23 protein-coding genes and 1 pseudogene are annotated in these 23,826 nt (G+C 70.8%); 23 read left to right on the top strand and 1 reads right to left on the bottom strand.

Annotated elements, in window-relative coordinates; translation table 11 throughout:
- The first annotated feature begins 211 nt into the window (after positions 1-211).
- The 22 genes from D1643_RS05125 (at position 212) to rsfS (ending at position 21,216) form a co-directional block, all read left to right on the top strand.
- Positions 212-1,192: an NAD(+)/NADH kinase gene (locus tag D1643_RS05125; protein WP_160709299.1), complete on the top strand. Its 981-nt coding sequence runs from the start codon at positions 212-214 to the stop codon at positions 1,190-1,192.
- 389 nt (positions 1,193-1,581) lie between these two features.
- Positions 1,582-2,430 (top strand): 30S ribosomal protein S2, encoded by an 849-nt coding sequence (rpsB, locus tag D1643_RS05120; RefSeq protein WP_160709297.1) that lies wholly within the window; start codon positions 1,582-1,584, stop codon positions 2,428-2,430.
- Between the two features lie 67 nt (positions 2,431-2,497).
- On the top strand, positions 2,498-3,364 hold the full coding sequence (gene tsf / locus D1643_RS05115; RefSeq protein WP_160709295.1) for a translation elongation factor Ts: 867 nt from the start codon (positions 2,498-2,500) through the stop codon (positions 3,362-3,364).
- A gap of 70 nt (positions 3,365-3,434) precedes the next feature.
- Complete coding sequence (gene murA, locus D1643_RS05110) at positions 3,435-4,712, top strand: UDP-N-acetylglucosamine 1-carboxyvinyltransferase (protein WP_160709293.1); 1,278 nt, start codon at positions 3,435-3,437, stop codon at positions 4,710-4,712.
- A 12-nt stretch (positions 4,713-4,724) separates the two neighbouring features.
- Positions 4,725-6,233: an LCP family protein gene (locus D1643_RS05105; RefSeq protein WP_160709291.1), complete on the top strand. Its 1,509-nt coding sequence runs from the start codon at positions 4,725-4,727 to the stop codon at positions 6,231-6,233.
- A 155-nt stretch (positions 6,234-6,388) separates the two neighbouring features.
- Positions 6,389-6,622 carry a NifU family protein gene (locus D1643_RS05100; protein WP_160709289.1) on the top strand — a complete coding sequence of 78 codons (234 nt, stop codon included), beginning with the start codon at positions 6,389-6,391 and terminating at the stop codon, positions 6,620-6,622.
- A gap of 72 nt (positions 6,623-6,694) precedes the next feature.
- Positions 6,695-6,985, top strand: coding sequence for a hypothetical protein (locus D1643_RS05095; RefSeq protein WP_160709287.1), 291 nt, complete (start codon positions 6,695-6,697; stop codon positions 6,983-6,985).
- Positions 6,986-7,052: 67 nt separating this feature from the next.
- The gene (locus D1643_RS05090; protein WP_160709285.1) at positions 7,053-7,271 is read left to right on the top strand and encodes a UDP-N-acetylmuramoylalanyl-D-glutamate--2,6-diaminopimelate ligase; all 219 of its coding nucleotides are present in this window, start codon (positions 7,053-7,055) and stop codon (positions 7,269-7,271) included.
- 2 nt (positions 7,272-7,273) lie between these two features.
- On the top strand, positions 7,274-8,128 hold the full coding sequence (gene lgt, locus D1643_RS05085) for a prolipoprotein diacylglyceryl transferase (RefSeq protein ID WP_160709283.1): 855 nt from the start codon (positions 7,274-7,276) through the stop codon (positions 8,126-8,128).
- 585 nt (positions 8,129-8,713) lie between these two features.
- The gene (locus tag D1643_RS05080) at positions 8,714-9,094 is read left to right on the top strand and encodes a desulfoferrodoxin family protein (protein WP_160709281.1); all 381 of its coding nucleotides are present in this window, start codon (positions 8,714-8,716) and stop codon (positions 9,092-9,094) included.
- Positions 9,095-9,299: 205 nt separating this feature from the next.
- Positions 9,300-9,797 (top strand): 50S ribosomal protein L31, encoded by a 498-nt coding sequence (gene rpmE / locus D1643_RS05075; protein WP_160709279.1) that lies wholly within the window; start codon positions 9,300-9,302, stop codon positions 9,795-9,797.
- Positions 9,798-9,967: 170 nt separating this feature from the next.
- Entirely contained in the window at positions 9,968-11,311 is a 1,344-nt protein-coding gene (locus tag D1643_RS05070; protein WP_160709277.1) for a glutamine synthetase family protein, read from the top strand.
- Positions 11,312-11,313: 2 nt separating this feature from the next.
- A complete protein-coding gene (locus tag D1643_RS05065) occupies positions 11,314-11,988 on the top strand; it encodes a winged helix family transcriptional regulator (protein WP_160709275.1) in 675 nt (224 codons plus the stop codon).
- 119 nt (positions 11,989-12,107) lie between these two features.
- Positions 12,108-14,735: a DNA polymerase I gene (gene polA, locus D1643_RS05060; RefSeq protein WP_160709273.1), complete on the top strand. Its 2,628-nt coding sequence runs from the start codon at positions 12,108-12,110 to the stop codon at positions 14,733-14,735.
- Between the two features lie 85 nt (positions 14,736-14,820).
- A complete protein-coding gene (gene rplU / locus D1643_RS05055; protein ID WP_160709271.1) occupies positions 14,821-15,141 on the top strand; it encodes a 50S ribosomal protein L21 in 321 nt (106 codons plus the stop codon).
- Positions 15,142-15,163: 22 nt separating this feature from the next.
- A complete protein-coding gene (gene rpmA / locus D1643_RS05050) occupies positions 15,164-15,415 on the top strand; it encodes a 50S ribosomal protein L27 (protein ID WP_160709269.1) in 252 nt (83 codons plus the stop codon).
- Between the two features lie 97 nt (positions 15,416-15,512).
- Positions 15,513-16,904: a GTPase ObgE gene (gene obgE / locus D1643_RS05045; protein WP_160709267.1), complete on the top strand. Its 1,392-nt coding sequence runs from the start codon at positions 15,513-15,515 to the stop codon at positions 16,902-16,904.
- On the top strand, positions 16,901-18,034 hold the full coding sequence (gene proB, locus D1643_RS05040) for a glutamate 5-kinase (RefSeq protein ID WP_160709265.1): 1,134 nt from the start codon (positions 16,901-16,903) through the stop codon (positions 18,032-18,034). The genes obgE and proB overlap by 4 nt, the downstream gene beginning before the upstream one ends.
- 12 nt (positions 18,035-18,046) lie before the next feature.
- On the top strand, positions 18,047-19,315 hold the full coding sequence (locus D1643_RS05035; RefSeq protein ID WP_160709263.1) for a glutamate-5-semialdehyde dehydrogenase: 1,269 nt from the start codon (positions 18,047-18,049) through the stop codon (positions 19,313-19,315).
- Complete coding sequence (gene nadD, locus D1643_RS05030; RefSeq protein ID WP_370520294.1) at positions 19,315-20,106, top strand: nicotinate-nucleotide adenylyltransferase; 792 nt, start codon at positions 19,315-19,317, stop codon at positions 20,104-20,106. Before D1643_RS05035 ends, nadD begins: the two co-directional genes overlap by 1 nt.
- A 35-nt stretch (positions 20,107-20,141) precedes the next feature.
- Positions 20,142-20,789: a bis(5'-nucleosyl)-tetraphosphatase (symmetrical) YqeK gene (gene yqeK, locus D1643_RS05025; RefSeq protein WP_160709261.1), complete on the top strand. Its 648-nt coding sequence runs from the start codon at positions 20,142-20,144 to the stop codon at positions 20,787-20,789.
- Complete coding sequence (gene rsfS / locus D1643_RS05020; protein ID WP_160709259.1) at positions 20,776-21,216, top strand: ribosome silencing factor; 441 nt, start codon at positions 20,776-20,778, stop codon at positions 21,214-21,216. Before yqeK ends, rsfS begins: the two co-directional genes overlap by 14 nt.
- A 122-nt stretch (positions 21,217-21,338) precedes the next feature.
- On the opposite strand, the gene D1643_RS05015 is transcribed toward rsfS, so the two are convergent.
- Entirely contained in the window at positions 21,339-22,319 is a 981-nt protein-coding gene (locus D1643_RS05015) for a P1 family peptidase (RefSeq protein ID WP_160709257.1), read from the bottom strand.
- A 258-nt stretch (positions 22,320-22,577) separates the two neighbouring features.
- Here D1643_RS05015 and D1643_RS05010 point away from each other — a divergent pair.
- Positions 22,578-23,826, top strand: a pseudogene (locus D1643_RS05010) (SARP family transcriptional regulator); the annotation flags it as partial.

The following is a 23,826-nucleotide window of genomic DNA, read 5'->3' as shown; positions in this document are numbered from 1 at the left end:
GGACGCGGGGCGGTCGCCTCCGGCGCCCTGGGCGCGGGCGGGGCTGGCAGGTGCGGGCCGGCCGTGGCGCCCGGTCTGCGGGGGGTCGCCCGCGCCGTCAGCACGGCGGGGGCGGGTATGTTTGCCTCGCAGGGGCGTCTCGGACATTGCAGGGCCTTCGCGCGCATCGGATATAATGCCCCATCATAGCAAAAGCGGAAAGACGGCCCGTATGTTCATCCTCATCGTGCGTAATAACTCCAATCCCCAGGCCACGGACGCCTCGCTGCTGCTCGGGGCCTACCTGGGCAGCCAGGGCGCCGGCTACCTGCTGGTAGACTCGGCGCAGCTGGGCAATGACGTTCTGCGCGCCTCCGTGCGCGCGCAGCTGCCCGACGCGGTGGACCTGGCGGTGGTCTTGGGCGGCGACGGCACCATCCTGCAGACAGCTCACCTGCTGGAGGGGGCGGACGTGCCTGTGCTCGGCATCAACTTCGGCCGGCTGGGCTTTCTGGCCAACGGCAGCGACGCGGGCGTGGTGCCGCTCGTGGCGGCCGCGCTCGCCGGCGAGGCCGCCGTCGAGCGCCGGGCCGCCCTGCGCGTGGACGTGGTCTGCGACGGCGAGCCGGATCCGGTGGAGGCCGGCGAGCTGCCCGACGTCTCGTCCTCCTGCGACGACGCCTGTCGGGCCGAGGCGGCGCGTGCGAGCCTGGATGACCCGCACGGCGGCTTCGGCGTGAACCGCCTGGGACTCTGTGGCGTGCGCGCCTTCTACGCGCTCAACGAGCTGGCGGTCACCCGCGGCGCCATGGGCCGCATCATCGAGTTCTCGCTCGGCATCTCCGGGTCATCGGTGGCGCAGATGCGGGGGGACGGCGTGGTGGTGGCCTCGGCCACCGGCTCGACGGCCTACGCGCTCTCGGCAGGCGGACCGCTCGTGGCGCCGGGCTTCCAGGGGCTCGTGGCGGTGCCGCTCGCGCCCCACACCCTGCACACGCGCGCCATCGTCACCGGCGAGAGCGACGTGGTGGAGGTGGCCCTCGACGACCGTGACGCCTTCCGCGAGGCCACCCTGTTCGCCGACGGCGAGCTGCTGCTCTTCGAGCGCCCCGTCCGCCGCGTCTACGTGCGTCGCTCGGACCATCCCGTCACGCTCCTGCGCTGCGGCGGGGGGACGTTCTACGACCGTGCCTCGTCGGTGTTCTTCCGCTAGCAGGCGAAAAATGGCCATTTTCTTCGAAATTCCGAGGCGGAGGGGCGGAATCGGGCTCTTCTGGTCTGGGGAGGCTCGCCGAGCGTAACCGCGACCTGGCCTTTTGCGGCGAAGAAGGCTGCACGGGGCCGTCTGGGCGTCGGAATTTCGAAGAAAATGACCAAAAAAGCGCCCGACGCCTGCGCCGCCGTGGCGGGATTGTGCGCTTTGGTCGTGTGCAGCCGCTTCTTCCTTGCATTTGCGGGCCTCTCCTGCTATTTTAGGCGGGCTGTGTTCTCACAGCGCACCTATCACGCATGCTCGCGTGACCCGAACCGCCAGTGGCCACCGGAAAAGGCTGCGGTTCTCGGGGATGACCGCGGGCAGAGGACTAACGAATGGAGAAAGACATGGCGAAAGTCAGCATTACCACGCTGCTCGACGCGGGCAGCCACTTCGGTCACCAGACCCGTCGCTGGAACCCGAAGATGAAGCCCTACATCTTCGGCAGCCGCGGCGACATCTACATCATCGACCTCAAGCAGACGCTCATCGGCCTGGACAAGGCCTACAGCTTCGTGTCCGACTTGGCTCGCAAGGGCGGCACCATCCTGTTCGTCGGCACCAAGAAGCAGGCCCAGGAGGCCGTGGCCGACGCCGCCAACCGCTGCGGCATGCCCTACGTGAACAACCGCTGGCTGGGCGGCATGCTCACCAACTTCGTGACCATCCGCACCCGCGTGAACCGCATGGAGGAGCTGGAGGCCATGGAGGCTGACGGCCGCATGGCGCTGCTGCCGAAGAAGGAGCAGATCCTGCTGCGCAAGGAGCTCTCCAAGCTCCAGGCCAACCTCAACGGCATCCGCAACATGAAGCGCGTTCCCGACGCCATCTTCATCATCGACACCAACCGCGAGGAGATTGCCATCCACGAGGCTCAGCGTCTGAACGTGCCGGTGGTGGGCACCCTCGATACCAACTGCGACCCTGATGACGTCGATTACGGCATCCCGGCCAACGACGACGCCATCCGCTCGGTCCGCCTGCTGGCCGACTTCATCGCCGACGCCGTCATCGCCGGCTCCGGCGCCGAGGTGACCGTGGCCGAGATGGCCGACGGCGCCGTCGTCGCCGAGGTGGAGACCGCCCCGGTCGAGACCGCTGCCGACGCTGCCGCCGACGCGGCGACCGAGGCCGCCGTGGCCGCCGTCGAGGAGGGCCCGAAGGACGTCGAGGCCTCCGAGACCTTCGCCGAGTAACCCGCCTGTTTCCGGGGCGCCCACCGCGGCGCCCCGCCCGTAATCCTTACGCAGAAAGGAGCCCCCTGTGGCTAACATCACCGCTTCCATGGTCAAGGAGCTGCGCGAGATGACCGGCGCCGGCATGATGGAGTGCAAGAAGGCGCTCGCCGAGGTCGAGGGCGACCTGGAGAAGGCCGTCGACGTGCTGCGCACCCGCGGCCTGGCCGCCGTGGCCAAGAAGGCCGGGCGCGCCACCAACGAGGGCACCGTCATGACCGTGCTCTCCGCTGACTGCACCTCCGGCGCCATGATCGAGCTCAACTGCGAGACCGACTTCGTGGCCATCAACGACAAGTTCAAGGCCTACGCCGAGAAGATCACCCGCGCTGCCCTCGACGCCAAGCCGGCCGACCTGGACGCCCTGCAGGCTGCCGAGGTGGACGGCGAGGCCGTGTCCGCCATCCTCACCGACTGCATCCACGTGATGGGCGAGAACACGAGCCTGGCCCGCTTCTCCGTGGTCGAGGCCGACGGCGTGTCCGCCTACATCCACGGCGGCGGCAAGATCGGCGTGCTGGTGACCTTCGCCCTGGAGGGCGTCGACGCCACCGCCGAGGAGTTCCAGAAGTGCGGCCGCGACGTGGCCATGCAGGTGGCCGCCGTCAACCCCGTCTCCGCCACCCGCGCCGACGTGCCCGCCGACGTGGTGGCCCATGAGAAGGAGATCTACAAGGCCCAGGCCGCCGAGTCCGGCAAGCCCGAGAACATCCAGGAGAAGATGGCCGAGGGCCGCATGGAGAAGTTCTACAAGGAGAACTGCCTTACCGAGCAGGCCTTCGTGAAGAACCCGGACCTCACCGTGGCCCAGTACGTCGAGCAGTGCGGCAAGGAGCTGGGTGGCACGATCACCGTCACCGGTTTCGTGCGCTTCGCCCTGGGCGAGGGCGAGTAGTCCTTTCGCCTCACTCGACTGGCAGTCAGGCCCCCGGCTCACGGGGGCCTTCTCCTATAAAGGACCTGGCATGGCTGAAGAAATCATCATCGTCCGCGGCACCGGCGTCCTCGCCGGTGACGTAACCGTCTCGGGCGCGAAGAACTCCGCCCTCAAGCTGATGGCCGCGTCGCTTCTGGGACGCGGGGCCTCGGTCATCCGCAACGTGCCGCTCATCTCGGATATCGAGATCATGGCGGAGGTGCTGGAGCGGCTGGGCGCCACGGTGCGCCGCCAGGGCCATGAGCTGACCATCGACACGGCGTCGGTGGACAGCTGCGAGACCCCCTACGAGCTCGTGTCGAAGATGCGCGCGAGCATCTCGGTGCTCGGCCCGCTCATCGGCCGCTTCGGCGAGGCCCACGTGGCCATGCCCGGTGGCTGCCAGATCGGCGCCCGCAAGATCGACATGCACCTGGTGGGGCTGGAGGCGCTCGGCGTGGAGTTCGACGTGGCCCACGGCGTGCTCGAGGCGCGCACGCCCCACGGCCTGCACGGCGCGGCGGTGACCCTCGAGTTCCCCAGCGTCGGCGCCACCGAGAACCTGCTGATGGCCGCCGTGGTGGCCGAGGGGGCCACCGTCATCGAGAACGCCGCGCGCGAGCCGGAAATTGAGGACCTCGCCGCGATGCTCTGCTCCATGGGCGCAAAGGTGAGCGGGGCGGGCACCTCCATCATCGAGGTGGAGGGCGTGCCGCTCGAGTCGCTGCGCCCCTGCGAGCACACCACCGTGGGCGATCGCATCGAGGCCGGCACGTTCTTGGCCGGCGGGGCGCTCACCGGCGGGCCGGTGACCGTCCACGGCATCGACCCGTCCTTCCTGCGCATGGCCATCATGAAGCTGCGCGCCATGGGCTGCGAGGTGGACACCGGCGAGGACTGGGTACGCGTGAGCCGCGTGAACCCGCTTGCCCCCACCGACATCCAGACCCTGCCGCACCCCGGCTTCCCCACGGACCTGCAGGCCCAGTTCATGCTGCTGGCCTCGCGGGCCGCCGGCATCTCGGTCATCACCGAGAACGTCTTCGAGAACCGCTTCATGTTCGCCGCCGAGCTCATGCGCATGGGCGCCGACATCCAGATGGAGGATCACCACGCCATCGTGCGCGGCGTCGATCGGCTCCAGGGCGCGCCCGTGTCATCCACCGACCTGCGGGCCGGCGGCGCGCTCGTGCTCGCCGGCATCGTGGCCGAGGGCGAGACGGCGGTCCATCATATCGAGCACATCGACCGCGGCTACGAGGACTACGTGGGCAAGCTGGCGTCGCTCGGCGCCGACGTGCGCCGCGTGACCGTGGGCGCCGAGTAGGCGGCCCGGCTGATGCTGCGGAAGCGGAAGGGGTTCTCGCCCTCTCACTCCAAGCGGATGTCGCGCTCCATGCGCTCGTCCACCATCGGCACGCACGTGGCGCGCGACGGCCGCCCGGCCCGCGCCGGCGGGCGGCGCCCCAACGCCGAGGCCGTCGAGTTCTCCAACGCGCGCAAGCGCCAGCGCGCCGTGCGCGGCTACGTCGACCAGGTGGCGCCCGCCACGAGCACGCGCGAGAGCGACGAGGCCTACTCGCGGCGCACGGGCCGCCGCGGCTACGTGCAGGAGATGCAGCACAAGAAGCGCGTGCGGCGCATCGCCTTCGCCGTGGCCACCGTGGCTCTCGTGGCCGCAGTGGCCGTGGGCGCGGGTGTGTTCACCTACTTCGCGTCGTCGGACTCGCGGCTCTCGCTCGACCACTCCAACGCCTCCGAGGCGCTCGTGGCCGCCGCCGACGGCGAGCCGTCCTACCTGCTGGCCGCCGCCGAGCTGGGCACGGCCACGGCGGCGGGCGGCCCGCAGACCGAGGCGTACCTGCTCGTGCGCCTGGATCCGGCCAACCGCGTGCTCACGTTCCTGAGCATTCCCGGCACCATCGAGGTGCGCCTGTCGGACAACGAGGCGCACCCGCTCTACGAGGCGCCCGCCGTCGGCGGCGACGCCGAGCTCGTGCGCGCCGTGGCGGCCCTGGCTGATGTGGACATCGCGCACTTCGGCCGCACGAACGCCATGGGCATCGCGCATCTAGTGGACGTCGTGGGCGGCGTGGAGGTGGACGTGGCGGAGGAGGTGGACGACCCGCGGGCGTCCACGCTGCTCATCGAGGCGGGCACGCGCACCCTGGACGCCCAGGAGTCGCTTGCCTTCCTGCGCGCCTCCAACTACGCCACCGGCGTGGAGCGCCAGGCGGCCAACCAGGTGGCGTTCTCGGTGAGCCTGGCCAACGCGGCGCTGTCCTCGGAGGGCATCGGGTTCGCCGCGCGCCTGGCCGACATGGCCGAGTGGGTGGAGACCGACTGGAACTCGTCGCAGATCATGGCGCTGGGAGATGCCCTGCGCCCGCTCGACACTGCCACCGTGTACGCCGGCCTTGTGCCGGGGCGCGTGGTGGACGAGGACGGACGGGCGCGCTATGTCGTGAACGACGCGGAGTGGCAGGCGATGATGGACGCGGTGCGCGCCGGCGCCTCGCCGCAGGCCCCCAACGCCGATGTGGCCGCCCTCGACCGCGCGGCCGTTACCGTGGAGATCCGCAACGGCGGCGGCGTGGCCGGCGCGGCGGCGAAGATGGGCGAGCTGCTCAGCGCCGACGGCTACCAGGTGACCAAGGTGGGCAACGCCGATGACGGCGGCGTCTACACCGAGACGCTCGTCGTCTACAAGGATCCCGCCTACGAGGCCGCCGCGAAGGCCATCGTGGCCGACGCCGGCGCCGGGCGCGTGGTGAACGGCGGGGACTTCTACACGTTCTCCGACAACGTCTTGGTGATGGTGGGCCAGGACTGGGTGCCGGTGGTGTGACCCGCCCCGACTGTCCCCTCCGCAGCGACGAGGCGGGTGGGGCGCGATAGCGTCTTGGTGACGGCGGCGCGGGATCGCATCGCCGGCGGCGCAGGGCGGGGCACGCTGTGCTATCATTCCCTGGAACTGACGAATCCCTCTGAAAGGACGTGATCATGGTAGAGAAGTCCGATGTGGCCGCCGTGCTTGAGCTCATCCGCCCCAGCCTCCAGGCTGATGGCGGCGACGTGCAGCTGGTGGACGTGTCCGAGGACGGCGTGGTGACCGTGGAGCTGCAGGGCGCCTGCAAGGGCTGCCCGATGTCCCAGATGACCCTGGCCAACGGCGTCGAGCGCATCCTGAAGGACCGCGTTCCCGGCGTGACCAGCGTGGTGCCGGCCGACCTGTAGGCCGCGCTGAGGCATGAGGCAGGCGGGGGCGGGCTCACGGGCCCGCCCCCGCTCGTTTGCGAGGAGAGGAACATGGAGAAGTGCTGGGAGCGTCGCGGCTGCGACGAGGAGATGCAGGGCCGCTGCCCCCACAACATGCCGGGGGAGCCGTGCCCGTCCGAGTGCAACTTCGCCGCCTGCGTCCGCAAGACCCACGTGGTCACCGACGACCTCGACCTCATCCTCAACCCCGAGCATGACTACGCCGCCGCCGTGAAGGAGGTCTGCCGCATCTGCGAGCACTTCCTCACCCACGGGCCGGCGCTCTCCGAGCGCGTGGGTGACGTGGAGCGCCCGGGCAACCCCAACCGCTTCCTGCTGTAGGCGCGCCGCCGCGGCCTTCTGCTACAATGGCCGCAGGAAGGCGGCGACCGAGAGGAGAGGAGGCGGCATGAGCCAGGCGATAACCTGCCCCGCATGTGGGGAGGCCGGTCTTGACGTGGCCTCCTATGACTCCATGATGGTTCTGCGCCCCGATGCGGCGCTGTTCTCCCTCACCTGCCCGCGCTGCGGCGCCAAGGTGTCGTCTCTCCAGCCCATTCCCGAGGCCCTGCGCGAGGAAGTGCGCTTCGCGGCCATCGAGGTGGGCGCCGGCATGGGGCAGGGGTAGCCGTGCTCGACGCCCTCTATCACAGCATCGATCCCGTGGCGCTCTCCATCGGGCCTCTCGTCATCCGCTGGTACGGCATCGCGTACGTGCTCGGCTTCGTCTGCGCGGCCCTCATCGTCTGGCGCGTGGCCCGGCGCTGGCGCGTCTCGGTGGATGTCGACTCGCTGCTCACCATTATGATCTGCGTCATCGTGGGCGTCATCGTGGGCGGGCGGCTCGGCTACGTCCTGTTCTACGGCGACGGCTACTACCTGGCTCATCCGCTGGAGATCGTCGCCTTCAACAAAGGCGGCATGAGCTTCCACGGCGGGCTCGTGGGTGCGCTCGCGTCGGGCATTCCCGCGGCGCGGCTCACGCGCATCCCATACCTCACCCTGGCCGATCTGGGTTGCATCGCCGCCCCGATGGGGCTGTTCTTCGGGCGCTGTGCCAACTTCGTCAACGGCGAGCTGTGGGGGGCGCCCACCGACGCGCCCTGGGGGGTCGTCTTCGGCGGGGCGGCCGGCCTCATGCCGCGCCATCCCTCGCAGCTCTACGAGGCGCTGCTCGAGGGCGTCGTCATCTTCTGCGTGCTCTACGCGCTGTCGCGCCGGCTGCCGCCGCGTCCTCGCGGCACGTTCCTCGGCGTCTTCCTGCTCATGTACGGCACGTTCCGCTTCCTCGTCGAGTTCGTGCGCGAGCCCGACGCGCAGCTGGGCTACCTCTGGGGCGGCTGGCTCACCATGGGCCAGGTGCTCTCGGTGCCGCTGGTGCTCGTGGGCGCGGGCGTGCTGGTCTACGCGCTCTCGCGCCGGCTGCCGCAGCGCGGGGCGGCGGGCGCCCAGCCGGCGGACGCGGACGATCCGACGGCCCGCTAGGCCCGGCCGCGACCCGGCGCAGCCGCTCTCGCCCTGGCGCCCCCTCCTGCGTCCCCGCCGGAGCGCCGCGTCGCTTTGCCGCACCTGCCCCGGTGTTTCGCGCTCTCGCGTGGTACCGCCGGCGGGGCGTGCTGTGGTTGCCGCCACTAAATCCCGCCGGAATGGCACTAATCCCCGGTTTGGTACGGTGCCGAGGCCCCCGGAGGGCGCCTGGCGCTCGCGCCGCCGACGTTTGCCCAGGTGGCGCCTCGCGGGTGCGGCCTCAGATCCTCCCCATAGGGCACGCGACCGTACCAAACTCCGGATTAGTGCCATTTTTCGCCGAAAAAGTGGCAGCAGCGCCCGCCGTCCAAGGCTCCGATGCCCTCTGCTCCCGCGCCGCGCCGCGCCAGGTGCCCGCCGCCCCGCCCTGCGACCCGCGCCTCTTGAGGTTACGGCGTGTAATCGGTCGGCAGGTGGGTTCACGAGCAGGGCCGCTGCGCCGTACAATACTCGGCTGAGGGCCGCGAGCCCTTCCCGCCGCGTAGACGCCGGCGGGTCGCGTCAACCCGGGACACCCCGGCTAGCTGAGAAAAGAGGTCTGCCATGGACATCAAGTTCTACAAGTGCGAGCACTGCGGCAACATCGCCGTGAAGGTCGTCGACCACAACGTGCCGCTGTTCTGCTGCGGCGAGAAGATGGTCGAGCTGGTCGCCGACAGCACCGACGCCGCCACCGAGAAGCACGTGCCGGCCGTCACCCGCGAGGAGGGCCACCTCCACGTGAACGTCGGCAGCGTCGACCACCCGATGCTCCCCGAGCACTGGATCCAGTTCATCTGCCTGGTCACCGACAAGGGCTACGAGGTGCACCCCCTTGTCCCGGAGACCCCGCCCGCGACCGACTTCTTCGTCGCCGAGGGCGTGCAGCCCCTCCGGGTCTACGAGTACTGCAACCTCCACGGCCTGTGGGTGACGGAGCTCTAGCCCGTCGGCGGAGAACCGCCCGCATCGGGTCGCGGGGCGTCGGGCGCCTTGCGGCCCTCGCCGGTTCGTCCGTGAATTCTTACCGCACCGCCCTTGCATTGCGCGAGGGCGGTGCTATTATATGAAGGCTTGTGTCTCGCCTTGGTCGGAAACCAAGGCATCGATTCCTTGGTCGGAAACCAAGGAGATGAGGAGAGAACCCACCATGAAGCAGGGAATCCATCCGGAGTACGTCGAGTGCGTCGTGAAGTGCAGCTGCGGCAACACCTTCACCACCCACTCCACCAAGCCTGAGCTGAAGATCGACATCTGCAACGCGTGCCATCCGTTCTACACCGGCACCCAGAAGCTGATCGACACCGGCGGCCGCGTGCAGCGCTTCGCCGACCGCTTCGGCTCCGCCAAGGACGTCGTCGCCGAGCGCGAGGCCGCCAAGAAGGCCGAGCGCGCCGCTAAGGCCGCCGAGCGCGAGGCCGCCAAGAAGGCCGAGCGCGAGGCTAAGGCCGCTGCCAAGGCCGAGCGCGCCGCCGCCTTCGCCGCTGAGGCTGCCAAGGCCGCCGCGGTGGAGGAGAGCGCCGTCGAGGCTGAGCGCGGTGCTGAGGAGACGGTTGCCGAGGCCGAGGCCGCCGCTGCCGCCACCGCCGGCGACGTGGTCGAGGAGGCCGCTGCCGCCGAGGCCGCCGTGGACGGCGCCGCCGAGTAGGCTCCAAGCTCCGCAGCATGCGGGCGCCTTGGAGGCGTCCGGAGGGGAGGGCCCGCCGTAAGGCGGGCCCTCCCGCGTTCTGAGGCCATCCCGGGGTTTTCGCCGCCTCTGAAACCTCCCGGTAACCTCGGCCGCTATAATCAGGGCTTGTACCGAGGAAGGGGACTGCCATGGTGACGAATCCCGAGCAAGACTTCGTGCTCAAGACCATCAAGAGCCGCGATGTGCACTTCGTGCGCTTCTGGTTCACCGACGTGCTGGGCACCATGAAGTCCTTCGCTGTCATCCCGGGCGAGCTGGAGAACGCGTTCTCGGTGGGCATGGGATTCGACGGCAGCTGCGTGGAGGGCTTCTCCTCGGGCCTTGAGTCCGACATGCTCGCCTTCCCCGACGCCGACACCTTCCAGGTGCTGCCCTGGCGCCCGGCCGCCAACGGCGTGGCGCGCATGTTCTGCTCCATCCGCACGCCCGACGGCGCGCCGTTCGAGGGCGACCCGCGCCAGGTGCTCGACCGCATGGTGCGCAAGGCCGCCGATATGGGCTACGTCTTCAACGTAGGGCCCGAGCTGGAGTTCTACTACTTCCGCAACCCCGATTCCACCGAGCTGCTCGACCGCGGCGGGTTCTTTGACCTGACCTCGCTCGACTACGCCTCAGACCTGCGACGCGACACGGTGCTCACGCTGGAGAAGATGGGCATTCCCGTGGAGTACTCGCACCACGAGGTGGGCCCCTCGCAGCACGAGATAGACCTGCGCTACGCCGATGCGCTCTCCATGGCCGACGCGGTGATGACCTACAAGCTGGTGGTCAAGGAGATCGCCATGAAGCACGGGGTCTACGCGTCGTTCATGCCCAAGCCGCTCGGCGACGCGCCGGGCTCGTCCATGCACGTGCACCAGAGTCTCTCCGACTTGGACGGGGTCAACGTCTTCTTCGACGCAGACGACCCGCTCGGATGCAACCTCTCGGAGGTGGCCAAGCGTTATCTGGCCGGCATCCTGCGCTACGCGCCGGAGTTCTGCGCCGTCACCAACCAGTACGTGAACTCCTACAAGCGCCTCGTTCCCGGCAGCGGGGGGCCGGCGTGCCTGGGCTGGTCGCGTCGCAACCGCGGGACGATGGTGCGCGTGCCGGGCTACCGGCCGCACAGCGAGGCCGGGTGCCGCATCGAGCTGCGCAGCCCCGACCCGGCGGCCAACCCCTACCTGGCCTTCGCCGTCATGCTGGCCGCGGGCCTCAAGGGCATCGAGGAGGGCCTCGAGCTGCCGCCGCCCGTAGACGACGCCGACTTCTCGCAGATGAGCGCCCAGCAGCTGCGCGAGCGCGGGGTGGCCCTGCTGCCGCAGACGCTCGGCGAGGCGGTGGAGCTGCTCGCCGAGAGCGAGCTCATGCGCGAGACGCTCGGCGAGCACATCCACGGCTACCTCGTGGCCGCCAAGCGGCGCGAGTGGAACGAGTACCAGCGCGCGGTGACCCCCTGGGAGCTCGAGCGCGGCCTGGCGGTGCTCTAGCCATGCAGCGCAAGACGGTCATCTTCGTGGCGGACAGCCTCGACAACGCGCATAAGTTCCAGCGGGTGCTCTCAGGGTTCGACGTGGAGGTCGCGGCGGGCTCGTCGGTGCAGCTCAAGAAGCTGCTCTCCCAGCATCCCAACCACGACCTGGTCATCTACGAGGCGCGCGGCGACGCGCTGACGAACGTGGCGTCGGTGGAGTCGGCGCTGGCCGAGGACGGGTCGACCGCGATGCTCGTGATAGTGGGGGAGGATCAGCTCGGCGAGTTCCGCCTGCCGGTGCAGGTGAAGGCGGACTTCGTGGTGCACGGCGCCTCGTCCGACGAGTGCGCCGCGCGCATCCGCCAGCTGCTGTGGCCCGGCAACGAGGGCGGCGCGGGGGACTTCATCGTCGTGGACTCCATGACCGTGAACCTGGCCACCTACCAGGTGAAGGTGGACGGCGAGCCGCTCGACCTCACCTACCTCGAGTACGCCCTGCTCGCCTTCCTCGTGACGCATCCGGGCCGCACCTACTCGCGCGACGCGCTGCTGCGGCGCGTGTGGGGCTTCGACTACTACGGCGGCAGCCGCACGGTGGACGTCCACGTCCGCCGCGTGCGCGCCAAGCTCGGCCCCGACCTGGCCCAGCGCCTGGAGACGGTGCGCGGCGTCGGTTATCTCTGGAGCGCCTAGGGCCGGCTGCCGGACGCCCGCGGGAAGGTTTTCCCGCGGGCGTTGCCGCGTGAGGGGCGGGCGCGGCGGGCGGGGCGCTATACTGGATGCCCGAATGCCCGCGCTACGTAAGGATCCCCATGACGAAGAAGATCGCCGTCATCGACGGAAACTCGCTCATGCACCGCGCCTACCATGCCGTGCCCCCCACGATGAACGCGCCCGACGGTACGCCCACCAACGCCGTCTTCGGCTTCCTCGCCATGCTGCTCAAGTTCATCGACATGGCCAAGCCCGATGCGCTCGTGTGCGCCTTCGACGCGGGCAAGCCGGCCTTCCGCATCGAGGCGCTCGAGCAGTACAAGGCCCAGCGCCCGCCGATGGACGATGAGCTGCGCGTGCAGTTCCCCATCATGGAGGAGCTGCTCGGCGCCATGAACGTGCCCGTCGTGAAGGTGAAGGGCTGGGAGGGCGACGACATCCTGGGCACCATCGCCGCGCGCGACGAGGAGCTGGGCTACGAGACCCTGCTCGTCACTGGCGACAAGGACGCCTACCAGCTGGCGAGCGCCGCCACGCGCATCGTCACCACGAAGCGGGGCGTCACCGACATCGCCATCTACGGGCCTGAGCAGGTGGAGGAGCGCTACGGCGTCACGCCCGAGCAGTTTCCCGACTTCCTCGGGCTCATGGGCGACTCCTCCGACAACATCCCCGGGGTGCCGGGCATCGGCGCGAAGACGGCGGCCAAGCTGCTCCAGCGCTTCGGCACCATGCAGGGCATCTACGACAACCTCGCCGAGCTCAAGGGCAAGCAGCTCGAGAACCTGCGCGACAACGAGGAGGCCGCCTTCCTCAGCCGCGACATCGCCACCATCGTGCGCGACCTCGACTTCCCCCTCGATTTGACCGAGGCCGCGTTCCCGGCGTTCTCGGCCGAGGCGGTGGAGGAGGCCTTCGGGCGCTACCAGCTGACGAGCCACCTCGTCCGCGTGCTCAAGCTCGTGGGGGCCGAGGCCACGCGCGCGGAGGCGAAGCTCGCATGGGAGCCCCTCGTCACCGGCGCGGAGGCCCCGGCGCTCGTCGAGGGCGCGCTCTCCGCCGGCGAGGTGATCGGCGTGGCCCTCATGGAACCCGAGCAGATCTCGCTCTTCGACAACGCGGTGACGGGAGCCTTCGCCACCTCGCGGGGCACGGCGGTGCTCGCCGGCGACGAGGCCCTTGCGCTGTTCGCGCGCGTCCTGCGCGAGGGCGCGTTCGCCGCGCTCGACGCCAAGGCGGCCGTCCGCCGCGTCTATCCGGCCGACACGTCGCTGCCCGCGCTCGTCGACGAGGCGGACCTGGCCGCCATGGACGCCTTCGACCTGGGACTGGCCGGCTACGTGCTCAACTCGTCGGTGTCCGCCTACACCCTCGAGGCCCTCATGGAGGCCCACGGCGGCGGCGCGCTGCCGGAGGTCGCCGGAGACGAGGCGCGCGCCGCCGTGGCCGCGGCTGCCGCGCGCCACCTGGTGGAGCCCCTTACTCGCGCCCTGGAGCAGGAAGGGTCGCTCGCGGCCTACCGCGACATCGACCTGCCCCTCGTGGCGGTGCTCGCCGCCATGGAGCGCACGGGCGCGGCGCTCGACGCCGAGCGCCTGGCTGAGCTGGGCCGCAGCGCCCAGGCCGAGCTTGACGAGCTGTCCCAGCAGATCATCGACGTGGCCGGCGAGCCCTTCAACATCGACTCGCCCAAGCAGCTGGCCCACATCCTGTTCGAGGTGCTCGGGCTCACGCCGCTCAAGAAGAACCAGCGCGGCTACTCCACCGACGCGAGCGTCCTGAAGGAGCTGGCCAAGGAGAGTGAGCTGCCGGGGCTCATCCTGCGCTACCGCGAGCAGGCCAAGCTCAAGTCCACCTACATCGACGCCCTGCCGCGCATGCGCGCCGGCGATGGGCGCGTGCACACGCAGTTCAACGAGACGGTCACCACCACCGGCCGCCTCTCCTCCTCCGACCCCAACCTCCAGAACATCCCCGTGCGCACCGAGGCCGGCCGCCAGATCCGCGCCTGCTTCGTGCCGCTCGCGCCAGGCGAGCTGTTCCTCTCGGCCGACTACTCGCAGATCGAGCTGCGGCTGCTCGCGCACCTCTCAGGCGATGAGCACCTGGTGGCCGCGTTCAACTCCGGCGCCGACTTCCACGCCTCCACCGCCGCGCGCGTCTTCGGGCTGCCCGTCGAGGAGGTGACGCCCGAGCTGCGCAGCCGCGCGAAGGCCGTGAACTTCGGCATCGTCTACGGCCAGCAGGCCTACGGGCTCTCGCAGAGCCTGGACATCCCCTTCGGCGAGGCCAAGGCGATGATCGACCGCTACTTCGAGGCCTACCCCGGCGTGCGCACCTACCTGGACGCCACGGTGGCGAAGGCGGCCGAGGACGGGTTCGCCGAGACGATGTTCGGCCGCAAGCGGTACATCCCCGAGCTCAAGGCGCGCAACGCCCAGCAGCGCGGCTTCGGCGAGCGCACGGCCATGAACCACCCCATGCAGGGCAGCGCCGCCGACATCATCAAGATGGCGATGAACGAGGTGGAGCGCCGCCTGCGCGAGGAGGGCTTCGCCGCCAAGCTCATGATCCAGGTCCACGACGAGCTGGACTTCTCGGTGCCGGCGGACGAGGTGGAGCGGCTGGCCGCCATGGTGAGGGAGGTCATGGAGAACGTGGTGGCGTTGGCGGTGCCGCTTGACGTGGACGTGTCCTGGGGCGCCACTTGGGCCGAGGCGCACTAAAAATGCGCAATTTGCTGTTGACGGTCACGCGCCCCGCTGGTAGGATATTGCCTTGCGTTTAGTCACATTCAAGGAGATATATACTATGTACGCAATCGTTAAGACGGGCGGCAAGCAGTACAAGGTCGCTCCCGGAGACAAGTTGAACATCGAGAAGCTGGACGTCGAGCCTGGCGACAAGGTCGAGCTGGAGGCCATCTGCGTCGTCGACGGCGACAAGGTCGAGGCCGATCCGGCCAAGGCCGCGGCCACCAAGGTCGTCGCCACCGTGCTCGAGCAGTTCAAGGGCGAGAAGCAGCTGGTCTTCAAGTTTAAGAAGCGTAAGAACTACAAGAAGCTGCGCGGCCATCGCCAGCAGCTCACCCGCGTGAAGATCGAGTCTGTCGGCTCCGCTAAGGCCGAGTAGCAGCGCAAGGGAGGTTTGAATCATGGCACACAAGAAGGGCTTGGGCTCTACCCGTAACGGCCGCGACTCCCGCGCTCAGCGCCTGGGCGTCAAGAAGTTCGGCGGCGAGTTCGTGAAGACGGGCAACGTCATCGTCCGCCAGCACGGCACCCACTTCCACCCCGGCGAGAACGTCGGCCGTGGCAGCGACGACACCCTGTTCGCCCTGTGCGACGGCACCCTGGAGTTCACCAAGGGCGTCAAGCGCAAGGTTCACGTTCGTCCGCAGGCATAAACGCACACAGCTTAACGACTGCGTATCATCTCTGTTATATCGGTGCCCTCTGCTTGCCAGGGGGCACTTTTCGTTACGTAGGGCCGAGGAGGTCCCCATGTTCATCGACAAAGTGCGCATCCACGTGCGCGGTGGCAACGGCGGCGCCGGCTGCATGTCGTTCCGTCGCGAGGCCCACGTCCCCAAGGGCGGGCCGGACGGCGGCGACGGCGGCCACGGCGGCAACGTGGTGGTCCAGGCGGACGCGAGCGTGTCCTCGCTCATCGAGTACCGCTTCAAGCACCACTTCAAGGCCGAGCGCGGCACCCATGGCCGCGGCAGCCGCATGCGCGGCGCCCAGGGCGAGGACCTTGTGCTCAAGGTGCCGGTGGGCACCGTGGTGCGCGAGTACTTCGAGGAGACCAGGGAGACCGGCGAGCTCATCGCCGACCTCACCCATGACGGCGAGGCCGTCACCGTTGCCCGCGGCGGCATGGGTGGTCGCGGCAACATCCACTTCGTCACGTCCACCCGCCGGGCCCCCGCCTTCGCCGAGCTGGGCGAGCCGGCTCAGGAGGGCTGGATCGAGCTGGAGATGAAGCTCATGGCCGACGCGGCGCTCGTGGGCATGCCGAGCGCCGGGAAGAGCTCGCTCATCGCCAAGATGAGCGCGGCGCGCCCCAAGATCGCCGACTACCCCTTCACCACGCTCGTGCCCAACTTGGGCGTGGCCACCTCGGGCGATCTGTCCTTCGTCGTGGCCGATATCCCCGGGCTCATCGAGGGCGCGCACGAGGGGCGCGGCCTGGGGCATGAGTTCCTGCGCCACATCGAGCGCACGGCGCTCATCGTGCATATCGTGGACCTGACGGGCGACTACGAGGGGCGCGATCCGCTGGAGGACTACGACATCATCAACCGCGAGCTGGCGCTCTACGCATCTGAGCTGGCCGAGCGGCCGCGCATCGTGGTGGCCAACAAGATCGACGTGCCCGGCACCGAGGAGGCGTGCGAGCGCCTGGCCGCGCGCGTGCGCGCCGACTCGGTGGCCGCGGCCGGCGGCAACGAGTTCGCGCCGAGCCCCATCGACCCCAAGCTCTACCGCATCTCGGCGCTCACCGGCGCCGGCGTGGACTCGCTCAAGGCGGCCATCGCCACCAAGGTGCACGAGCTGCGCGAGGCCGCCCGCGACGCGGCGGCCGCCGATGTGCAGTACGAGCACGTGTGGGAGCATCGCCGCGAGGCGCGCGACAAGCGCTTCACGGTCACGCGCGAGGGCGACGCCTTCCGCGTCACCGGCGGCCAGGTGGAGCGCATGGTGGTGCAGACCGACTGGGAGAACGAGGAGGCCGTCGTCTTCCTCCAGCACCGCATGAAGCGCCTCGGCGTCGATGACGCGCTGCGCAAGGCCGGCGCGCTCGACGGGGACGAGATCCGCATTCTCGGCTACTCCTTCGACTACGAGTCGCCCGAGGGGCACGTGGACGTCTACCAGGAGCTGGACCTGTGACGGGGGCGGACGCGGCGTCGCGCCGCCTCGTGGTCAAGATCGGCTCCTCCACGCTCACCACGCCCGACGGCCGGCCCGACTACGCCTACCTTGACGGCCTGGCCGAGCAGATGGCCGCCGTGCGCGCCGAGGGCTGGCAGCCGGTCATCGTGACGAGCGCGGCCATCGCCTGCGGGCTGGAGGCGCTCGGCATCGCGGAGCGCCCGACCGACATGCCGAGCCTCCAGGCCGCGGCCTCGGTGGGGCAGGGCGCGCTCTCGGCGGCCTATGCGAGCGCCTTCGCGAAACGGGGGATGCTCACCTCGGTGGTGCTGCTCACCCGTCGCGACACGGCTGACCGCACCGCCTACCTCCACGCACGCGACACGCTCACGCGCCTGCTTGAGCTGGGCGTGGTGCCCGTGGTGAACGAGAACGACACGGTGTCGGTCGAGCAGATCCGCTTCGGCGACAACGACACGCTGGCCGCGCTCGTGGCCTGCCTCATCGACGCCGACCTCATGGTGATCCTGTCGGACATCGACGGGCTCTACGACGACAACCCCCGCCGCAACCCCGACGCCCGCCTCATCGAGCGGGTGGAGCGCATCGGCAAGGACGTGATGGCCGTGGCCGGCGAGGCGGGGACGGCCGTGGGCTCGGGCGGGATGATCACCAAGATCAAGGCGGCCCGCGTGCTCATGGCGGCGGGCATCCCGATGGTCATCTGCCAGGGGCGCCGCCCCGGCTGCGTGGCCGACGCCGCGGCCGGGCGCGCGGTGGGAACGCTGTTCACCGCGCCGGCCCGCCCGCACGCCATCACGCCGAAGAAGCTCTGGATAGCGCTGGGCGACGCCGCCCGCGGCACCATCACGGTGGACGCGGGCGCTCGCGAGGCGCTCGTGCGTGGCGGCAAGTCGCTTCTCGCCGTGGGCGTGCGGGCCGTGGAGGGCTCCTTCGCCTGCGACGACATCGTGGACGTGGCCGACGGCGAGGGGCACGTGTTCGCCCGCGGCCGCGCCGCCGCCGCGAGCGACCTGCTCGCGCTCGCGGCGGGCAGGACCCGCGAGGAGCTGGCGGCCAACGCCATCCTGGCCGTGCTGGACGAGAAGCCGGTCATCCACCGCGATGACCTGGTGCTGTTCGAGTAAGGAGGAGTTCGCATGTCCCTGGAGAACGAGGTGCGCGCCCTGGCCGAGCGCGCGCGGAAGGCCAGCGTCGGGCTGGCGCAGACGACGGGCGAGGAGCGCGACGCCGCGCTCGATGCCATGGCAGGGGCCCTGCGCGCCCACGCCAGTGCCATCGTGGAGGCCAACGCAGCCGACATGGCCGCCGCCCGCGAGGCGGGCACGAGCGCGGCGCTCCTCGACCGCCTCATGCTCGACGAGGGGCGCGTGGAGGCCATGGCGGCCGCCCTCGAGGACCTGAGGGCGCTGCCTGACCCGCTCGGCCGCGCGCTCGAGGAGCGCACGCTCTACAACGGCCTCGAGCTCTCGCGCGTGTCGGTGCCGCTCGGCGTGGTGGCCGTCGTCTACGAGGCGCGCCCCAACGTCACCGCGGATGCGGCGGGCATCTGCCTCAAGTCGGGCAACGCCTGCATCCTGCGCGGCGGCAGCCTCGCGGCCCGCAGCAACGCGGCCATCGCCGAGGTGCTGCACGCGGCCGCCGTGGCCGCCGGCATGCCCGAGGGCTGCGTCACCGCCATCACCACCACCGACCGCGCCGCCACCGATGCGCTCATGCAGCTTCACGGCCTGGTGGACGTGCTCATTCCGCGCGGCGGAGCCGGGCTCATCCGCCACTGCGTGGAGTGCTCGAAGGTGCCGGTCATCGAGACGGGGACGGGCAACTGCCACGTCTACGTCCACGCCTCGGCCGACCTGGGCAAGGCGCGCGACATCCTGCTCAACGCCAAGTGCCGGCGCTACGGGGTGTGCAACGCCGCCGAGACGCTGCTCGTGGACGAGGAGGCGGCCGATGCCTTCCTGCCCGAGACGCTCGCGGCCCTCGGCGAGCGCGGCGTGACGGTGCACGCCGACGAGCGCGCCCAGCGCGCCGCGGCCGACCTGGGGCTGGAGGTGCTGCCCGCCACCGAGGAGGACTGGGCCACCGAGTACCTGGGGCCGCACCTGGCCGTGCGCTGCGTCGCCGGCGTGGACGAGGCCATCGAGCACGTGAACCGCTACGGCACGCGCCACTCCGAGGCCATCGTGGCCCAGGATGCCGATGCCGTGGAGGCGTTCGTCAACCGGGTGGACGCGGCGGCGGTCTACGCCAACGCCTCGACCGCCTTCACCGATGGCGGCCAGTTCGGCCTGGGGGCCGAGATCGGCATCTCGACCCAGAAGCTCCACGTCCGCGGGCCCTTCGCCTTGGAGGCGCTGACCAGCTCAAAGTACGTGGTGCGCGGCGACGGCCAGGTTCGCGCGTAGTGCGCGTCTTCGACGAGATACGCGGCCTGGTGGAGGCGGACGGGCCCGCCGCGCCGCCGGACGGCCTGGCCGGCTGGGCGCCGGAGGCGGCCAGCGACGGCGTGCCGCCCGTGGTGAGCGCTCGCTTCGACGACCTGGGCGCCGATGGGGCGCCGGCGCGCCTCGGCATCATGGGGGGCACCTTCGACCCCATCCACATCGGGCACCTTGCCTGCGCCGAGCAGGCGCGCGAGGCCTTCGGGCTGGACGCGGTGGTGTTCATCCCCACGGGCGTTCCCGCCTTCAAGCGCGACCGGGCGGTCACCCCCGCCCCCGACCGCCTGGCCATGTGCCGCCTGGCGGTGCTGCCCAACCGCCACTTCGACGTGAGCTCGCTCGAGATCGACCGGCCGGGCGTCACCTACGCGGTGGACACGGTACGGGCCCTGCGCGCCCACTTCCCGGCCAACGTGGAGCTGTTCTTCATCACCGGCGCCGACTCCATCCTCTCCATCGCGCGCTGGCGCGAGAGCGCGGCGGTCGCGTCGCTCACGCGGTTCATCGCCGTGACGCGACCTGGCTACGTGGTGACCGACGCCTTCAAGGCCGAGCTGGCGAGCCTCGGCGACTATGACGTGAGCTACCTGGAGGTGACGGCGCTCGCCATCTCGTCGAGCGCGCTGCGCGAGCGCGTGCACGACGGGTTCTCGCTGCGCTACCTCACCACGCTGCCCGTCTGCGACTACATCTACCGCCACGGCCTCTACCGCGGGCCCGGCGCAGCGCCCTTCGCCACCGCCTGCCCGCAGTAGGGCGGTTCGGGCGCATCACGAGAAAGGACGATGCCATGGATGAGAGGGACGACGGCGCCGCCGGCCTGACCGATGCGTTCCTGGCCGCGCGCGAGGCCGAGCTGGCCGGGCGCGTGAGCCCGCGGCGGCTTGAGCACATTCGCGGAGTGGCCGCCACGGCGCGGCGGCTCGCGCGAACCTACGGCGTGGACGAGCGGAAGGCCTACGCGGCCGGGCTGCTCCACGACTGGGACAAGGGCCTTGACGATGCCGGCATCTGCCAGCGCGTGCGCGACTTGGGGCTCGAGGAGGCCATCGGGCCTTGGGTCGTGGAGAACATGCCCCAGGTGCTCCACGCCCCCACGGCCGCGGCGGACCTGGGGCGCCGGTTCCCGGAGATTCCCGCCGAGGTGCTGCGCGCCATCGAGCGCCATACCGTGGCGGCCGAGGACATGGGTCCGCTCGACATGGTGCTCTACGTGGCCGACGCGCTGGAGCCGGGCCGCCAGTTCGGGCGCATCGACGAGCTGCGCGCCGCCGAGGGCGCGGTCGACCTGGAGGAGCTGTTCTTCCTCACCTATGAATACTGGGTGTATCTGCTGCTCGAGCGCCGCCGCATGATGCATCCTGATACCATACGCATCTGGAACACGTACGTCGCCCGCCGGGCGCCGAAGAAGGGACAAGACCGTGAGCGAAGCTAAGAGGGAGCAGGCTGCTCCGCGCGAGTGCGCCATCATCGCCGCCCAGGCGGCCGACGAGAAGAAGGCCACCGACATCATGGTGCAGGAGGTACGCGAGCTCATCGGCGTCACCGACTACTTCGTCATCGTCACCGCGGCCAACAACCGTCAGGTGGACGCCATCATCGACGAGATCGAGGATCAGCTGCGCGAGCGCGGCGGCGTGAAGCCGCTGCACCGCGAGGGCTCGGCGGACGGCTCGTGGTCGCTGCTCGACTACGGCGCAGTGGTCATCCACGTCTTCCAGCCCGAGACGCGCGAGTACTACCGCCTCGAGACGCTCTGGAACGACGCGCCCGTCCTCGACCTGGCTGCCGAGGCGGGGCTTGCCGACCTCCAGTACTCAGACCGCATAGCCAAGCTGCTCGGCAAGGAGCCGACGGAGTAGCTCGGAGCCAGGGGTGATCCGGCGGGGCCGGGGGCGCGATGCCTCCGGCCCCGCCGGCGTTTTGGGGTGGGGATGGCCGTACCCGCGTGATCTGTGGAGCGGAGCGCGCGAGGGCAAGGGCCCTAGGCCAGGTCGCGGGCGGCAGGGAGGCCGTAGGCGCCCTCGGCGGCCGCGACCGCGTTGCGGATGGCCTGCTCCATGGCCTCGGTGGCGAGGGCGGCTACCACGTCCACGGGCGAGTGGACCTCGCCGGAGGCGAAGGCGAACACGGCGTCGCCGTCGTTCATGGTGTGGACGGGCTTGATGGCGCGGGCGTAGGCGTCGTGGACGACGGAGGCCACCTTCGTGGCCTGGGCCTTGGTGAGCGCCGCATTGGTGAGCACCGCGCCGATGGTGGTGTTGGTGACCGGAGCGTCCGCGGCCGCCGCCTGGGCCGCCGCAGCCTGGGCGAAGGCCTCCAGCGGATCCATGACGCGCCCGTCGGCGCCGCGCGTGCCGGCGATCCAGCTCCCGTCGGCGCCGCGCACGTGCCCGAGCGCGTTCACCGCCACGATGGCCGCTGCCACCACCTCGCCGGCGGCGAGCGCGGCGATGCCGAGGCCCGACTTCATGGCGGCCTCGGGCGCCCCGAGCTTGCCCACCGTCGCGCCCGTGCCCGCGCCGACGTTGCCCTGGGTCACCGCCGCGCCGTCGTAGCCCTCGGCGAGCGCCGCCTCGGCCGCAGCGCGGCCCATGGCCTTGTCTGGGTGGACGGGCTCGCCGATGAGCAGGTCGAACAGGCAGGCGCCCGTGACGATGGGCACGCAGGCCGTCCCGAGGGCGAAGCCGATGCCGCGCTCGGCCAGGGCGTCCATGACGCCGCAGGAGGCCTCGAGCCCGAAGGCCGATCCGCCGGAGAGCACCACGGCGTAGACGGCCTCGATCAGGTTCTCCGGCTTGAGGAGGTCGGTCTCGCGCGTGGCGGGGCCGCCCCCGCGCACGGCTACCCCGCAGGAGGCGCCCGCAGGGGCCACGATGGCGGTGCAGCCGGTGGCTGCCCGGTTGTCCTGGGCGTGGCCCACGCGGAAGGCGGGCAGGTCGGCGAGGGTGGCGGGTCGCAGCATGGGGGTCCTTTCGTCGGGCGGGGTGATCGCCCCATTCTACCATCGGGGGGGGCTCTCATCCCGCCCCCGGCCGCCCGCGGTCGCTGCCCCCGCGGCGCCCCCTCATTGCACCTCAGGTGCCGCCTTTGGGGGCAAAAGGGGACAAAAGGCGCCAACGACCTGCGGCTATACCGTCCAAGGGCACGGTTGCCCCGTCCCCGTGCCGGGCCTACCATGGCCGTGTCGCAAACCGAGGCCCATCCCCTGAGAGGAGACGCCATGTCCTCCTTCCTCAAGGCGGCGCTGTGCAGTGGCCAGCGTCCGGACGGCCTGCTGCCCGTGCGTCATGTCCCGCGCCCCGACCTCATCGCGCGCCTTCTGCGCTCCCGCTCGGTGGCGCGCTTCCTCGTGGCGCCCGACGGGTTCGGCAAGACGGCCGTGGCGGCCGAGTACGCCGAGACGGTCTTCGGCTTCAAGCGCGTCTTCTGGATCAACGCACGCTCGCCCTGCTTCCTGCGCGACCTGGACGCCGGGATCATCGCCGAGAGCCTGGCGCTCATAGGCCCCGTGGCGCGCCTGGCGGTGTTCGACGACGTGCCGCTGCTCGACCCTGCGCGCGCCGAGCGCTTCGCCGCGCTCGCCGACCGCCTGCTGGCTGAGGACGTGGAGGTGCTTGTGACCTGCACGCCCTCAGGGGATGCCTACGGCCCCTTCCAGCACGACCGCCTGCTGCTGACCGGCGCCGACCTGCTGCTCACCGAGGAGGAGAGCGTCCTGCGCCTGGCGGGGGAGGGGGCGCAGGCCCTCCCGCCGGCGCTGCGCAACCCCGCCGAGCGCGTGGCGTGCCTGCGCTGGGGCGAGGGCGGCCCGCAGCTGCTCGCCCGCGGCATCCGGCGCGAGGAGCTGCCGGCCGACCTGCTGCTGGCGCTGCTCGTCACGTGCCTGCTCGGCGCGGGGAGCCTGGACGACCTGGCCGACTTCGTCCCCGAGCGGCGCTGCGAGGAGCTGGCGGCCTCCCTGGAGGCGGGCTATCCCTTCGCCGGGGTGGACGTGGCCGAGCGCCAGTACCGTGCGGCCGTCCTGGACGTGGAGGTGCTTGCGCACGCGGTGTCGCCCGCGCTCGGCGCCCTGGCCGCGGTCTCGGTGCCCGGCGAGCGCGACGCCCTGGCCGGCCGCCTGGCAGACGTGCTCGTCGCCCGCGGCGCGTGCCGGCGCGCCGTCGAGGCGATGGGGGCCTTCGCCTCGCGCGCGGCCTGCGGGACGTGGCTGGCGACGCGGGGGTGGAGCGTCACCTGCGCTGGCCACGGGCGCGCGGTGATGGCGCTCTACGACACCGTGTGGCACCGCGCCCAGCCGTCGCGCACCGCCCTGAACGTCGCGGCCGGGTGGGCCGCCGCGGCGCTCGGTGACGATGAGACGGCGGCCACCCTCGGGCGTCGGGCCCTCGGCGCCGCGGCGACGGGGTCGGCCGAGCGCCTGCACGGCGCGACGCTGCTCATGCGCTGCGGCGCGCCGGAGGAGCGCGACC

This window comes from Enterorhabdus sp. P55, from assembly GCF_009911695.1.
Taxonomy (GTDB): domain Bacteria; phylum Actinomycetota; class Coriobacteriia; order Coriobacteriales; family Eggerthellaceae; genus Enterorhabdus.
The sequence above is the reverse complement of the archived record's forward strand: the minus strand, read 5'-3'. Positions and strand labels throughout refer to the sequence as shown.